Origin of the sequence: Brevundimonas sp., assembly GCF_030656255.1 — a bacterium.
Lineage (GTDB): Bacteria > Pseudomonadota > Alphaproteobacteria > Caulobacterales > Caulobacteraceae > Brevundimonas.
The window spans coordinates 1-12,630 of the sequence record NZ_JAUSOE010000087.1 but is presented as its reverse complement, the minus strand read 5'-3'; the positions used below and the strand labels follow the sequence as shown (position 1 = coordinate 12,630).

General features: G+C 66.7%; 16 protein-coding genes and 1 pseudogene. 1 reads left to right on the top strand and 16 read right to left on the bottom strand.

The window, feature by feature from the left end:
• The 6 genes from Q7J26_RS09335 to Q7J26_RS09310 form a co-directional block, all read right to left on the bottom strand.
• Positions 1-424, bottom strand: a 424-nt coding sequence (locus Q7J26_RS09335; RefSeq protein WP_304936183.1) for a MerR family transcriptional regulator, incomplete at its 3' end; no start/stop codon positions are given.
• Positions 425-429: 5 nt separating this feature from the next.
• Positions 430-738: an integration host factor subunit alpha gene (locus Q7J26_RS09330; protein ID WP_035306862.1), complete on the bottom strand. Its 309-nt coding sequence runs from the start codon at positions 736-738 to the stop codon at positions 430-432.
• A 76-nt stretch (positions 739-814) separates the two neighbouring features.
• A complete protein-coding gene (locus tag Q7J26_RS09325) occupies positions 815-1,792 on the bottom strand; it encodes a beta-ketoacyl-ACP synthase III (RefSeq protein ID WP_304936182.1) in 978 nt (325 codons plus the stop codon).
• Positions 1,789-2,865 (bottom strand): phosphate acyltransferase PlsX, encoded by a 1,077-nt coding sequence (plsX, locus tag Q7J26_RS09320; RefSeq protein ID WP_304936181.1) that lies wholly within the window; start codon positions 2,863-2,865, stop codon positions 1,789-1,791. Before plsX ends, Q7J26_RS09325 begins: the two co-directional genes overlap by 4 nt.
• Positions 2,866-2,970: 105 nt before the next feature.
• Complete coding sequence (locus Q7J26_RS09315; protein ID WP_304936180.1) at positions 2,971-3,489, bottom strand: DUF177 domain-containing protein; 519 nt, start codon at positions 3,487-3,489, stop codon at positions 2,971-2,973.
• Between the two features lie 4 nt (positions 3,490-3,493).
• A complete protein-coding gene (locus Q7J26_RS09310) occupies positions 3,494-4,018 on the bottom strand; it encodes a ubiquinol-cytochrome C chaperone family protein (RefSeq protein ID WP_304936179.1) in 525 nt (174 codons plus the stop codon).
• 91 nt (positions 4,019-4,109) lie between these two features.
• On the opposite strand from Q7J26_RS09310, the gene Q7J26_RS09305 reads away from it, so the two are divergent.
• Positions 4,110-4,589 carry an outer membrane protein assembly factor BamE gene (locus Q7J26_RS09305; protein WP_304936178.1) on the top strand — a complete coding sequence of 160 codons (480 nt, stop codon included), beginning with the start codon at positions 4,110-4,112 and terminating at the stop codon, positions 4,587-4,589.
• Between the two features lie 77 nt (positions 4,590-4,666).
• Here the strand turns inward: Q7J26_RS09305 and Q7J26_RS09300 are convergent, their stop codons facing one another.
• The 10 genes and pseudogenes from Q7J26_RS09300 to glyA form a co-directional block, all read right to left on the bottom strand.
• Positions 4,667-6,814 carry a sodium-translocating pyrophosphatase gene (locus tag Q7J26_RS09300; RefSeq protein WP_304936177.1) on the bottom strand — a complete coding sequence of 716 codons (2,148 nt, stop codon included), beginning with the start codon at positions 6,812-6,814 and terminating at the stop codon, positions 4,667-4,669.
• 178 nt (positions 6,815-6,992) lie between these two features.
• On the bottom strand, positions 6,993-7,424 hold the full coding sequence (locus Q7J26_RS09295; protein WP_304936176.1) for a hypothetical protein: 432 nt from the start codon (positions 7,422-7,424) through the stop codon (positions 6,993-6,995).
• A 43-nt stretch (positions 7,425-7,467) separates the two neighbouring features.
• Positions 7,468-8,457, bottom strand: a complete 990-nt coding sequence (thiL, locus tag Q7J26_RS09290; RefSeq protein WP_304936175.1) for a thiamine-phosphate kinase — start codon at positions 8,455-8,457, stop codon at positions 7,468-7,470.
• Positions 8,457-8,981 carry a transcription antitermination factor NusB gene (nusB, locus tag Q7J26_RS09285; RefSeq protein ID WP_304936174.1) on the bottom strand — a complete coding sequence of 175 codons (525 nt, stop codon included), beginning with the start codon at positions 8,979-8,981 and terminating at the stop codon, positions 8,457-8,459. The genes thiL and nusB overlap by 1 nt, the downstream gene beginning before the upstream one ends.
• Complete coding sequence (gene ribH, locus Q7J26_RS09280) at positions 8,978-9,439, bottom strand: 6,7-dimethyl-8-ribityllumazine synthase (protein ID WP_304936173.1); 462 nt, start codon at positions 9,437-9,439, stop codon at positions 8,978-8,980. Before ribH ends, nusB begins: the two co-directional genes overlap by 4 nt.
• Positions 9,436-10,569 carry a 3,4-dihydroxy-2-butanone-4-phosphate synthase gene (gene ribB, locus Q7J26_RS09275; protein WP_304936172.1) on the bottom strand — a complete coding sequence of 378 codons (1,134 nt, stop codon included), beginning with the start codon at positions 10,567-10,569 and terminating at the stop codon, positions 9,436-9,438. Before ribB ends, ribH begins: the two co-directional genes overlap by 4 nt.
• Complete coding sequence (locus Q7J26_RS09270) at positions 10,569-11,159, bottom strand: riboflavin synthase (RefSeq protein ID WP_304936171.1); 591 nt, start codon at positions 11,157-11,159, stop codon at positions 10,569-10,571. The genes ribB and Q7J26_RS09270 overlap by 1 nt, the downstream gene beginning before the upstream one ends.
• A gap of 90 nt (positions 11,160-11,249) precedes the next feature.
• Positions 11,250-11,870 (bottom strand): RibD family protein, encoded by a 621-nt coding sequence (locus tag Q7J26_RS09265; protein ID WP_304936170.1) that lies wholly within the window; start codon positions 11,868-11,870, stop codon positions 11,250-11,252.
• The gene (gene nrdR, locus Q7J26_RS09260) at positions 11,870-12,340 is read right to left on the bottom strand and encodes a transcriptional regulator NrdR (RefSeq protein WP_183195385.1); all 471 of its coding nucleotides are present in this window, start codon (positions 12,338-12,340) and stop codon (positions 11,870-11,872) included. Before nrdR ends, Q7J26_RS09265 begins: the two co-directional genes overlap by 1 nt.
• 8 nt (positions 12,341-12,348) lie before the next feature.
• A pseudogene (gene glyA / locus Q7J26_RS09255) lies at positions 12,349-12,630 on the bottom strand (serine hydroxymethyltransferase); the annotation flags it as partial.

Sequence of the window (12,630 nt, the reverse complement as noted above, 5' to 3'; positions counted from 1 at the left end):
CGTCAAACCGAGCCTTCGCCTGCTCCAGATCGGTCAGGACGGCATGCAGGAGCGAGGTTTCCAGCGCGCCGCGTAGGCCGGGGCTTTGGGCGGCAGGCGAAACGGCGATTGCGGCGTGCGGCGGCGCGAACATCTCGCCGTCCTCGATCATGTCCGTCGCCTCGGCGCCGACCAGTTTCTTCAGCCCCTGTTCCTTGTGCAGGCGCTGGACCCCGCGAATCGTCAGGCCGTCGTCATGCAGCAGACGCCGTACGGCCTTCAGCACCACAATGTCCTGCGGGCGATAGAAACGCCGCCCCCCGGCCCGTTTCACCGGCGCCACGAAGCTGAATTTGGTTTCCCAGAAGCGCAGCACATGCTGCGGCGCCCCGACCTCCTCAGCCGCCTCGGAGATCGTGCGGAAGGCGTCGGGGCTCTTGGCCAAGGGTCTCAGGCCTCGACGACGGCGTCGTGGACCCGGCTCTTCATGATCTGAGAGGCGCGGAAACTGATGACCCGGCGCGGATTGATCGCCGCCGGTTCGCCGGTCTTGGGGTTGCGGCCCATCCGGGCGCGCTTCTCGCGAACCTGAAACACGCCGAAGCCCGACAGTTTGACCGTATCGCCCTGTTCCAGGGATTCGACGATCAGTTCCAGGGTGCGCTCGACCAGGGCCGAACACTCCTGCCGGGACAGACCGACCTCTTCATGCACGGCTTCGCAAAGGTCGGCGCGCGTTACGGTCTGTAGGCCTGACATCATATCCCCGTCTGGTAGCGGTAGGCTGGGCGTATAGGGACGCAAAGTCTCCGAAAAATCAATGCCTCTACCGGACTTAGAGGCGCAGCGCGCAGGCGCCCCACGTCAGGCCGCCCCCCATGGCCTCCAGCAGCACCATGTCGCCCTTCTTGATCCGCCCGTCCTTGATCGCCGCATCCAGCGCCAGGGGGATGGAGGCGGCCGAGGTGTTGGCGTGCAGCGCCACGGTCGAGATCACCTTGTTCTCGTCCAGACCCAGCCGGTCGCCGACGCCTTTGATGATCCGCTGATTGGCCTGATGCGGCACGAACCAATCGACGTCGGCGATCTGGATATCGGCGGCGGCGCAGGCGGCGGTGATGCCCTCTGCAATATTCACGACAGCATGACGGAACACCTGGTTCCCGGCCATGCGCAGATGGCCCACTGTCCCGGTCGTGGCCGGGCCGCCGTCAACATAGAGCAGATCGGTCTTCGATCCGTCGGCGCGCAGAGCGAAGCCCAGCATCCCCTGATCGGCCGAGGTCCCCTGCCCTTCGCGCGGCTCCAGAACCACGGCGCCGGCGCCGTCTCCGAACAGGACGCAGGTGGTCCGGTCGGTCCAGTCCATCAGCTTCGTCATCTCTTCCGCCCCGATGACAAGCGCGCATTTGGACAGGCCGCGCGCCACGAAACCGTCAGCGACGCTCAAGGCGTAGACGAAGCCCGAGCAGACCGCCTGAACGTCGAAGGCGATGCCGACGCCGGCGCCCAGCTTGTGCTGAACGATCGAGGCGACGGCCGGGAAGGTCATGTCGGGCGTGGTGGTGGCCACGATGATCAGATCGATGTCCGCCGCCGTCTTGCCGGCGTCGGCCAGAGCCTTCCTGGCCGCCTCGACGGCCAGGTCGCTGGTCGGCTGGTCGTCGCGCGCCTTGTGGCGCTGTTTGATGCCGGTGCGTTCTTGGATCCATTCATCGGAGGTGTCGACGAACTTGGCCAGGTCGGCGTTGGTGACGATCTGCTCCGGCAGATAGGAGCCGACGCCGGTCACGGCGCTGCGGGTGACGCTCACTGAAGGGGTTCTCCGGCGGGGGCGGCGGGCGGGCTGGAATGGTCGAACACGGCGTCCAGCTTGCCCAGATTGGCGCCCACCTTGGTCATATAGTCGCTACGAGCCAGATCGACCGCGATACGGATGGCGTTGCCGTATCCGGTGGCGTCGGCGCCGCCGTGGCTCTTCACGACAATGCCGTTCAGGCCCAGCAGGGGCCCGCCGTTGATCGTGCTGGGGTCGATCTTCTGGCGCATCTTCTTCAGGGCCGGCATGGCGATGGCGGCGCCCAGCTTGGATTGCAGGTTCGAAGTCAGGGCCTCGCGCAGCAGGGCCGAGATATAGCGCGCCGTGCCCTCGGCGGTCTTCAAGGCGATATTGCCGGTGAAGCCGTCGGTCACGACGACATCCACCGTGCCCTTGGCGATGTCGTCGCCCTCGACGAAGCCGTGATAGTTCAGGTCGAACGGGCCGTCGCGCAAGATGGCGTGGGCTTCTTTGACCTGTTCATTGCCCTTCATGTCCTCGGACCCGACGTTCAGCAGGCCGATGGTCGGGCGGGCGATGCCGCGCACCGCCGACTGGAAGGCCTCGCCCATGATGGCGAACTCGACCAGTTGTTCGGCGTCGCTGCCTATATTGGCGCCCACGTCCAGAACCGCCGTATGGCCCTTGAAGGTCGGCCAGCTGGCGACGATGGCCGGCCGTTCCAGGCCCGGCGCGGACATGCGCAGAATCAGTTTGGAGATCGCCATCAGGGCGCCGGTGTTGCCGGCCGAGACGACGCCGCCGGCCTCGCCGGTCTTCACCGCCTCGACGGCGTTCCACAGGCTGGAGCCCTTGCCACGACGCATGGCCTGGGCGGGCTTTTCGTCCATCGCCACGACTTTTTCGGTATGGCGAATCTCGGCGACCGCGTCCGACAGGTCGGCGCGCGCCAACTCAGGACGAATCTGGGCTTCGTCTCCGTGCAGCAGGAAGCGAACCCCCTCCCCGCCATGGGTGCGGATATAGCTGCGGACGCCGGGAAGGACGACGGAGGGGCCGTGATCGCCGCCCATGGCGTCGAGCGAGATCGTAACTGGGGCTGGCAAATGGACCTCGTTTGGCCGCGTCGTCTTGTCGCGCGACGCTGATATAGGGCGCTGGACGATAGCGCCCAAGCCGGGGGATGCAACCACCCGGCCCTAACGTCAACCTCAGCCTTGGTCGTCCTGCGGCTTGAGCGCCTTCAGGGCGGCGAACGGCGAGATCTCGGCCGGCTCTTCCGGTTGCACGAACTCCGCGCCCGGCTTGCGCGGGAACGGATCCAACGACAAAGCCAATTGTTCGACGGCGTATTGGCCCAGGTCGATCTTGCCGTCCTCGATCAGGTCGGCGTCTTCCTCGTCCAGGGTGACTTCGATCTCGTCGGTCTCTGTGGGTTCGCGTTCGGCCAGTTGGATCGAGAATCGGCGATCCACATCGACCGGCAGCGGTTCCAGCGTCAGGCCGCAGGTCTGAACGGCATGGGCCGTAACCCGACCCTTCATCGTCCATTCGCTTGTCGACGGCGTCGGCTTCACCTCAATGTCGATCGCGAAATCTTCCAGACCTTGCAGGTCCAGGGCGCGGGCGATTCGCTTGCGCGTGTCGGCATCCGGCTCCAGCCGCCGGTTCAGTCCAGCCCCGATCTGATTGATCCGCACCGTCTCGCTATAGGGAAGGCTAACACTCATCGTCTCAAACATCCGTCCAGGCCGGCTTAGCCAGCACTTCGTTGAATTTCTGCGCCGCCAGGCCGGCGCGCGCGGCCAGCGCATAGTGCGCCAGTCCGCGCGCCTGTTCCGCGCCCGCCTCGGCGTAGACGTTGCGCGCCAGGGCCTCGGCCAGGGCCGTCGCGTCGTCGTCGCGCAGCGGCGTCTCATAGGCGTTCATCCGCCCATACAGGGCCTCGCCCAGTTTGCGCATCTTCTTGCCGACCGAGACGTCGCCGACGCCCTCTTCGCGCAGCGCATGGTCCAGGGCCGACACATAGACGTCGAAAAGGGCCTGGGCCGCATCCCGCCCCTGTTCGGTGTTCTCGTCGCGCAGCCGCAGCACCAACAGCAGGACATGCAGCGTATAGAGTTCGAACCGCGCATCGATCCGGTCGGCTACGCCCCGTCGGGTGTAAAAGCCGACATTTCGCGCCTGTTCCACCGCCAGGGCGTACAGGGCGTCGCCGATACGGACGCCGGGCCGGGGTTTGAACAGGTTTTTCAGCATGGTTTTATACGGCCCCTTTTCCGCCGCGCCGTTGAACTAGGACGCAGGTCCGTCTAGGTCAAAGACCTTGTTCTCTCGCAGGCGCCCGATCATGTCTCGTTTCGTCCCGATTTTCGTCGCCGTTTCCCTGGCCGGCCTGTCCGCCGCCTGCGCCCCGACGATCGGTTCCAACGGCTTCCAGGCCATCGACGCCAAGCCCCAGGACATCGTCGCGGGGACCGACACCAAGGAAACCGTCCTAGCCCGCCTCGGCTCGCCCTCGACCACCTCGACTTTCGAACCGGACCAAGTCTGGTACTACATCAGCCAGACGACCGAGAAATACACCTACAACCGCCCGGTCATCTCCAGCCGCACCATCACCGAAGTCACCTTCGAGCCTAACGGCGACAAGGTGGCCGCCGTGCGCACCCTGGGCCTGGCCGACGGCGAGCAGATCGCCATGAACACCAAGGAAACCCCGACGCGCGGTCGTGAGTTGACCGTGCTGGAACAACTGCTGGGCAATGTCGGCCGCGGCCAGCTGCCGCGCACCGAGGACGACACCCCCGGCCAACGCCGCCCCGACTAATTGCCCCGGACTAAGGTCCGACGCACCGCCCAAGAAAAACGCCCCGGAGATCGCTCTCCGGGGCGTCTTCGTATCCGCTAGCCGATATTTCCGCTGGCCAGCACCGCCAGCAGCAGCAGGGCCACGATATTGGTGATCTTGATCATCGGGTTCACCGCCGGGCCGCTGGTGTCCTTGTAGGGATCGCCCACCGTATCGCCGGTCACGGCCGCCTTGTGGGCCTCCGAGCCCTTGCCGTGGACCACGCCGTTCTTGTCGGTGAAGCCTTCCTCGATCACCTTCTTGGCGTTGTCCCAGGCGCCGCCGCCCGAGGTCATCGAGATGGCGACGAACAGGCCGGTGACGATCACCCCCATCAGCATGGCGCCCAGAGCAGCGAAGGCGTTGGCCTTGTCCGAAATCGCCAGCACCGCGACGAACAGGACGATGGGCGACAGCACCGGCAACAGCGACGGCACGATCATCTCGCGAATCGCCGCCTTGGTCAGGATGTCGACCGCCCGGCCGTACTCCGGCTTGACCTGATAGGTCATGATTCCGGGGTTCTCGCGGAACTGACGCCGCACCTCGGCCACCACGGCCTCCGCCGCGCGTCCGACCGCCATCATCGACATGCCGCCGAACAGGAAGGGCAGCAGCCCCCCGAACAGCAGGCCGACGACCACATAGGGATTGGTCAGGTCGAAGGCGATCGGCCCCATGTCGGCGAAGAAGGGATAGTCCGCCGGATTGGCCGAGAAATACTGCAGGTCCGACGTATAGGCCGCGAACAGCACCAGCGCCCCCAGGCCGGCCGATCCGATGGCGTAGCCCTTGGTCACGGCCTTGGTGGTGTTGCCCACCGCGTCCAGCGCATCGGTCGAATGACGCACCTCGGCCGGCAGCCCCGCCATCTCGGCGATGCCCCCGGCGTTGTCCGTCACCGGCCCGAAGGCGTCCAGCGCCACGATCATCCCCGCCACGCCCAGCATGGTGGTGGTGGCGATGGCGATGCCGAACAGACCCGCCAGCTGGAAACTGGCCACGATGCCGACGATGATGGTCAGGGCCGGAAGCGCCGTGGCCTCCAGCGACACCGCCAGCCCCTGGATCACATTGGTCCCGTGCCCCGAGACGGAGGCGTTGGCCACCGACTGCACCGGACGGAAGTTCGAGCCGGTGTAGTATTCCGTCACCACCACAATGGCCGCCGTCACCGCCAGCCCGACCATGCCGGACCAGAACAGGGCCATCGGCTGGATCGTCAGGCCGCTTCCGGTCACGATCGGTCCCGTCACCATCTGGTCGATCACCCACCAGACCGCGCCGATGGACAGGACGCCGGTCACGATCAGCCCCTGATACAAGGCCCCCATGATGTTCTGGCTCTTGCCCAGCCGCACGAAGAAGCTGCCGATGATCGAGGTCACGATACAGACCGCGCAGATCGCCAGCGGCAGCACCATCAGCGTGTCCACATAGGGCTGGCCGCGGAAGAAGATGGCCGCCAGCACCATGGTCGCCACCGTCGTTACCGCATAGGTTTCGAACAGGTCGGCCGCCATCCCGGCGCAGTCGCCGACATTGTCGCCCACATTGTCGGCGATGGTCGCGGCGTTGCGGGGGTCATCCTCGGGAATGCCCGCCTCGACCTTGCCCACCATGTCGCCGCCCACGTCGGCGCCCTTGGTGAAGATGCCGCCGCCCAGACGCGCGAAGATCGAGATCAGCGAGGCGCCGAAGCCCAGGGCCACCAGACCGTCGATCACTTCACGCCCGACCGGATCCAGCCCAAGGTGGTGCGTCAGCACGATATAATAGCCCGACACCCCGATCAGGGCCCCGCCCGCCACGAACATGCCGGTGATCGCGCCCGACCGGAAGGCCAGGTTCAGCCCCTTGGACAGGCTTTCGGAGGCCGCCTGCGCCGTGCGCACATTGGCCCGCACCGAGATCAGCATGCCGGCGTAACCGGCCGCGCCCGACAGGACGGCCCCGATCACGAAACCGACCGCCGCATAGACGCCGATCAGGAAATAGGCGGCGATCAGGATCACGATCCCGACCAGGCCGATGGTCAGATATTGCCGCTTCAGATAGGCCGAGGCGCCTTCCTGGATCGCGGCCGCGATCTCTCGCATCTTGTCATTGCCGGTGCTCGCCTTCATCAGCACGGCGGTCTGGGCGGCGCCGTACAGCACCGCCAGAACACCGGCCGCGAAGACCAGCGTAAGTGAGTTCGTCATTGGCGTTTCCATGCCCTTGCAAACAGGCGCGCAGGCCTTGGCGCGGCCGGGCTTTATCGCCTCTGTCCGCCTTCCGGTCCCCCCGCACGCGGCGGACGCGTCAGTGCGTCCCTTGGGATTTGCAGGGAGAGCGTGTCATGGGCGTCAAGTTGACGCAACCGTGGTCGCAGACCCGGGTTCAGACGCCCGGCGTCATGCCCGTACGCAGGCGCGGATTTTGGGCGATGATCTCGGCTCGGGCGACCGAGCCCCGTCCGGAGATCGCGTTTGCAGCTGCGACAAGGGCCGCAGACATCCGGTTTTCGTCCAGCCGCGTCCAGTCGCCCGCAACAGTGAAGGGGGTGCGGTGGGCCGCCTTGACGAGGGCGTCGCGGAAGAACGCCTCTTTGGAGCGCATCTGCTCGACAGTCTTGCCCCCGCCGAGATGGAGTTTCAGCGAGACGAAGACATAGTTACGCAGGCGACCGTCGGCGATCACGGGCAGGCCGACGCCGGGTATGCTCAGGGCCGGCGCCTCAGCGGTGGTCTTGCTGGACGAGGCTTGGGCCGACGTAGCCGCGACGCCGGCCAGGGCGACCGTTCCAGACGTGATCAAGGTTCTGCGATCCATGACCGCCACCCTAGAGGCGTGCGGTTAGGATTGTGTTGCCGGCTCAGCCATGGGTCCAGCCGCCGCGCGTCAGCTCCACGCGATGTCCGCCATAGTCGATCGCGACGCCGGCGCCCGCCGTCACCGCACCAATCTTCGTCAGGCGCAGCAGGCGGCGTTCGGCTTCGCGCCGCAGCGTCTCTTCGTGCCGGGGATGGGCGGTGAAGACGATCTGATAGTCGTCGCCACCGGTCGCCAGTTCGGCCAGGGCCGCCTGCGGATCGACCCGATCCTCGAACCAGGCCTGGGCGGCGGCGGACAGGGGCACAATGCTCAGATTCAGCGCGATTCCGACGCCGCTGGCCTTGGCGATATGGGCCAGGTCGGCGACCAGGCCGTCAGACACGTCCGCCGACGCCGTCGCCAGGTTGCGAACGACCTCGGCGAAATCCAGGCGTGGCGTCGGGGTGCGGTAATGGGCGATCAGGCTCTCCAGCCGTTCGGCGTCGAGCTTCAGCTTGGCCTGCGCCGCCTGCAGGCCCAGAAGGCCGTCGCCAATGGTCCCGGTGACGAAGACTTGGTCTCCGACCTGGGCGCCCGCGCGCGACACGGCCGCGCCCGTCGGAACCCAGCCCAGGGCGGTCAGGGAAAACACCGCCGGCCCCGGCGTCTTTACCGTATCCCCGCCCATCAGAAACACTCCGAACAGGGCCTGATCCTCGGCCAAGCCGGCCGCAAAGGCCTCGCGCTCGGGCCACCCGCAGCGTTCCGACCAGCAGCAGGCCAGCAGATAACCGAACGACTCGGCCCCCTTGGCCGCCAGATCCGACAGGTTCACCCGCAGCAGCTTCTTCGCCACCGTGTCCAGCGGATCGTCCGGCAGGAAATGCACCCCCTCGACGATGGCGTCCTTGGTCAGAACCAGGTCATAGCCGGGGCGCGACGGCAGCACCGCCACATCGTCGGCCAGCCCCCTGCCCCATTCAGGATGGGCCAGGGGCCGCAACAGCCTCTCGATCGTCTCGAACTCGCCCGCGACGTCGAGCGCCGGCATTATTTGCGCGTGTCTCTGGACACGCCGTCCAGCGCCGCATTGACGAAGCGCGCCTCGGAATCGTCGAAGAAGGCCTTGGCCAGTTCGACGTATTCGTCGATCACCACTTCGCGCGGCGTCTCCGGGTGCTTGATCAGCTCCCAGGCGCCCGAGCGCAGCAGGGCGCGCAGGGTGGCGTCGATCCGCTCCAGCTTCCAGTTGGACGCTAGGCGCGCCTTGATGGCGGCGTCGATGTCGCGCTGGCTCTCGATCACGCCGCGCACAATGTCGGCGAAATAGGCCTCGTCGGCCTCGGCCAGGGCTTCGCCCTCGATGTCGGTGTCGAAGCGGAAGTTGGCGAATTCGGTGATCACTGTCTCCACGCCCTCGCCCGCCAGTTCCATCTGGTACAGGGCCTGGACGGCCGCCAGCCTCGACACGGTGCGCGCACGGCGCTGTTTGGAGCTCAGATGGGGCTCGGCCCGCTGCTTCTCGGCCTCGGCCAGTTGCTCGAGGACGGCTTTGACGCTGTTCGGTTCAGTCATGCGCCGAGGCCTAGCCGCAACCGCTTCTTCAATGCAATGAGCTCGAGGCAGGCTTTGGCCGCGCCGCCCCCCTTATCCCCTTCGGAAAGCCGGGCCCGGTACCAAGCCTGGTCCTCGTCCTCGGTCGTCAGGATGCCGTTGCCGATGATCAGCCCCTTGACCCCCAGGGCCATGATGCCGGCCGCCGACTGGTCCGAGACGATCTCGAAATGATAGGTCTCGCCGCGGATCACGCAGCCCAGGGCGACATAGCCGTCGTAGCGGGGCGCGGTCGGGAACCGTCCGGCCTCTTCGGCCATGGCGATGACGGCCGGGATCTCCAGGGCGCCAGGCACGGTCACGACGTCGAACTCGGCGCCGCGCGCCTTCAACGTTTCCTTCGCGCCTTCCAGCAGGGCGTCGGCCAGTTCGTCGTAGAAGCGCGCCTCGACGATCAGAATACGGGGTGCGTCGTTCACGCCTTGTCTTCTCCATCCATGTCGCGCCAGCCGACGATACGCAGGCCGTAGCCCTCCAGCGCCGTCGGTTCAGGCCGCGTCGAACTCATCACGATCATGTCCTTGACGCCCAGGTCCAGCAGGATCTGCGCACCCACGCCATAGGCCCGCAGCGACCGGTCCACCGCCGCCGGCTTGTCCACGCCCGCCAGCCGCTCCGCCAGCGAGGTCAGCGACGGATCGCGCAGGAAGACGACCACGCCCGGACCGTCATGGTCGGTGATCTGTTTCAGGGCCTTGGGCACATAGTCCTGGCGCGTCTCGACATGACCCAGCAGGTCGCAGGCGAAGTCCACCTGATGCATCCGCACCAGGGTCGGCTTGGCCGGGTCGATCTTTCCATGGACCAGGGCGACGTGTTCCGCACCCTCGATGGTGTTCCGGTACAGCATCAGGCGGAACGGCCCGCCGTGGACGCTCTCGAAAGGCGTGTCCATGACCCGCTCGACGAACCGCTCGGTGCGGCGGCGATAGGCGATCAGGTCGGCGATGGTGCCGATCTTCAGCCCGTGCAGTTGGGCGAAGGCGACCAGATCGGGCATCCGCGCCATCTCGCCGTCGTCCTTGATGATCTCGCAGATCACCCCGGCCGGCGTCAGGCCCGCCATGCGGCTGATGTCCACCGCCGCCTCGGTATGACCGGCGCGAACCAGCACGCCGCCGTCGCGCGCAACCAGGGGGAAGATGTGGCCGGGCGAGACGATGTCGTCCATGCCCTTCGACGCATCGGTCGCCACATGAATGGTGCGCGACCGGTCGGCGGCCGAAATCCCCGTGGTCACGCCGTCCTTGGCCTCGATCGAGACGGTGAAGGCGGTCTTCATGCTCTCGCGATTGTCGGCGGCCATCGGCGGCAGGCGCAGCTGGTTCGCGCGCTCCGCGGTAATGGCCAGACAGACCAGGCCGCGCGCCTGGCGGATCATGAAGTTGATCTGGTCGGGGGTGGCGAACTGGGCGGGGATGATGATGTCCCCCTCGTTCTCGCGATCCTCGGCGTCCACCAGGATGTAAGGGCGACCGTTGCGGGCGTCCTCCAGGATGTCCTCGATGGGACTGATCGGGCTGTCGTTCATGTTCGCGGCCAATTGCATCACGCCGTCTCCTGCCACCGCGCGAGGTATCGCGCCAGCATGTCGATCTCGAGATTGACCGGATCGCCCGCCTTCAGGCGTCCCAGGGTCGTCACATCCCACGTATGCGGAATGATGTTCAACGAAAACACCCGCTCCTCGACGCTGTTCACCGTCAGGGACACACCGTCCACGGTGATCGAGCCCTTGGCGGCGATATAGCGGTGCAGGGGCGCCGGCGCCTCGACCTCGACCCGGTGCGAGCCGCCTTCGGGCGTGATCAAGACGACGCGGCCCAGGCCGTCGACGTGGCCCGAGACCACATGGCCGCCCATCTCGTCGCCCAGTTTGGCGGCCCGCTCCAGATTGATCCCGTCGCCGGCCTTCCAGCCGCCCAGAGTGGTCTTGGACAGGGTCTCGTTCGACACCTCGACCGCGAACCAGTCCGGGCCCTTCTCGGTCACCGTCAGGCAGCAGCCCGCATGGCTGATCGAGGCGCCCAGGTCGATCCCGGCGACGTCCCAGGCGGTCTGGATCTCATAGCGGCGATCCCGCTCGGTCTCGCGGACGTCGCGAACGCGTCCGATGTCTGTGACGATTCCGGTGAACATTTCGGCTCCGGTCCCTTCCGGACCCAAAAAACATAGTCTGAATAGTCTGAATTGTCTGAAATCGGCCGGCGAAAACGCTCGGCGGCGGCGTCACGATCGCTCGTACCGCTCCCACAGATCGTCCCCGACAGGCTCGACGCCCAGGCGACGGAACTTGGGGGCGTCGGCCAGCTTTGCAAGAGCCAGGCTCGCCACGCAGGGCCGCCCCTCGCCGCCCAGCAGGATCGGCGCCCGGAACCACTCCAGCCGGTCCACCGCTCCCGCTCGCAGAAAGGACGCCGCGACCTGGCCGCCGCCCTCGATCAGCACCGACTCCACGCCCGCCGCCTTCAGCGCCTTCAGAACCGCCGCGATCGATGGGCGACCGTCCTCGGCCTCGACCCGCCGCACCTGAGCCAAGCCGACCGTACGCGGTTCGACCGCCGTCAGGATCAGGGTGTTCTCGCCCGCCAGTTTCGCCGTCCCCGGCGTCCGCAGCCGGCTGTCCAGCACCACCCGCAGCGGCTGGTCCACGCTGCGCCCCGGCAGGCGCGCCGTCAGTTCGGGATCGTCCTTCAGCACCGTCTCGACGCCCACCAATATGGCGTCATGTCCGGCGCGCAGCCGATGGCCTTCCAGCCGCGCCGCCTCGCCGGTGATCCATCGGCTCTCGCCGTCAGCCGTGGCGATACGCCCGTCCAGCGACGTCGCCAGCTTCAGGGTGACGCGCATCAGGCCTTGCCGGAGGGCTCGTCGAAGCCTTCGTCGCCTAAAAATTTGGCGAAATCGCCGGTCGCGCGGAAGTCCTTGTACACGGAGGCGTAGCGGACATAGGCCACCTCATCCACGCCCTTCAGCGCCTTCATGATGAAGTCCCCGACCGTGCTCGACGGCACTTCCGTCTCGCCCAGGCTTTCCAGCTGACGGACGATCCGGTTGACCATCTGCTCGATCTGTTCGGGCTGAACCGGGCGTTTGCGCAGGGCCACGCCCAGCGACCGTTCCAGCTTGTCCCGCTCGAACGGCGTGCGCCGCCCGTTGCGCTTCAGGATGACCAGTTCGCGCAGCTGCACCCGTTCGAAGGTGGTGAAGCGCCCATTGCAGTTGGGGCAGGACCGACGGCGTCGGATCGCCGAGCCGTCGTCCGACGGCCGGCTGTCCTTAACCTGGGTGTCCTGATGACCGCAGAAGGGGCACTTCATCGGTCAAATCATCCGTAGATGGGGAAGCGGTTCGTCAGCTCCCGCACCTGGGCCGCCACGCCGGCGACCACGGCCGGATCGGCTTCGTCGCCGCCGTTCATCGACGAGACGACGTCGGCGATCCAGTGACCGATCTGCTTGAACTCGTCCTCGCCGAAGCCGCGCGTGGTGCCCGCCGGGGTGCCCAGGCGAACGCCCGAGGTGACGGTGAAGGGCGCGGTGTCGAACGGCACGCCGTTCTTGTTGCAGGTCATCAGCGCCTTTTCGAGCTCGTGCTCGGTCGCCTTGCC

What these genes read in the sequence shown, in the direction of transcription:
- ribB (WP_304936172.1), bottom strand. Translation starts at nt 10,569, where the DNA reads ATGCAATTGGCCGCGAACATGAACGACAGCCCGATCAGTCCCATCGAG.
- Q7J26_RS09300 (WP_304936177.1), bottom strand. Translation starts at nt 6,814, where the DNA reads ATGACGAACTCACTTACGCTGGTCTTCGCGGCCGGTGTTCTGGCGGTG.
- nrdR (WP_183195385.1), bottom strand. Translation starts at nt 12,340, where the DNA reads ATGAAGTGCCCCTTCTGCGGTCATCAGGACACCCAGGTTAAGGACAGC.
- Q7J26_RS09305 (WP_304936178.1), top strand. Translation starts at nt 4,110, where the DNA reads ATGTCTCGTTTCGTCCCGATTTTCGTCGCCGTTTCCCTGGCCGGCCTG.
- nusB (WP_304936174.1), bottom strand. Translation starts at nt 8,981, where the DNA reads ATGACTGAACCGAACAGCGTCAAAGCCGTCCTCGAGCAACTGGCCGAG.
- Q7J26_RS09315 (WP_304936180.1), bottom strand. Translation starts at nt 3,489, where the DNA reads ATGAGTGTTAGCCTTCCCTATAGCGAGACGGTGCGGATCAATCAGATC.
- Q7J26_RS09265 (WP_304936170.1), bottom strand. Translation starts at nt 11,870, where the DNA reads ATGCGCGTCACCCTGAAGCTGGCGACGTCGCTGGACGGGCGTATCGCC.
- thiL (WP_304936175.1), bottom strand. Translation starts at nt 8,457, where the DNA reads ATGCCGGCGCTCGACGTCGCGGGCGAGTTCGAGACGATCGAGAGGCTG.
- Q7J26_RS09295 (WP_304936176.1), bottom strand. Translation starts at nt 7,424, where the DNA reads ATGGATCGCAGAACCTTGATCACGTCTGGAACGGTCGCCCTGGCCGGC.
- Q7J26_RS09310 (WP_304936179.1), bottom strand. Translation starts at nt 4,018, where the DNA reads ATGCTGAAAAACCTGTTCAAACCCCGGCCCGGCGTCCGTATCGGCGAC.
- Q7J26_RS09330 (WP_035306862.1), bottom strand. Translation starts at nt 738, where the DNA reads ATGTCAGGCCTACAGACCGTAACGCGCGCCGACCTTTGCGAAGCCGTG.
- Q7J26_RS09270 (WP_304936171.1), bottom strand. Translation starts at nt 11,159, where the DNA reads ATGTTCACCGGAATCGTCACAGACATCGGACGCGTTCGCGACGTCCGC.